Here is a 351-nt window from a genome sequence, read left to right on the forward strand (position 1 = left end):
TTAATCTTTCCTCCGTCAAAGTCCAGTGATGCTCCTGTTTGTACGGTGATGCCTACTGCATTCGCTATAGGCTCTGCTTGAGTATTATTCGATTCAAGTTCAAGGTTTCTTGCTGTTAGCTTACCGGATGATACCATAACGACATAACTTTCGTTGTCTGTTGCTTCTGACACACTTCTCGTAATCTTATGATTGTTACCATGAATTGTTACATCTCTAGTTACATTCAAGTAGCCATCTACTTCAATATCTGCTCCTAGTTTGATTATAGGCACGTTAGAATCTGCCAATTTTGCGATTAGTTCTTCATCTGTTGTAACAGTAGCTACAACCTTAGCTCCTGTATACAAG

The 351-nt window shown here is 39.3% G+C and carries 1 protein-coding gene; it reads right to left on the reverse strand.

All coding sequences use genetic code 11. The annotated features are described in order from the left end of the window. On the reverse strand, nucleotides 1–351 hold a 351-nt coding region (locus tag ACJ2A9_RS23865), incomplete at both ends, for a pectate lyase-like adhesive domain-containing protein (RefSeq protein WP_441424122.1).

This window comes from Anaerobacillus sp. MEB173 (assembly GCF_052119505.1).
GTDB lineage: Bacteria > Bacillota > Bacilli > Bacillales > JBJMAU01 > JBJMAU01.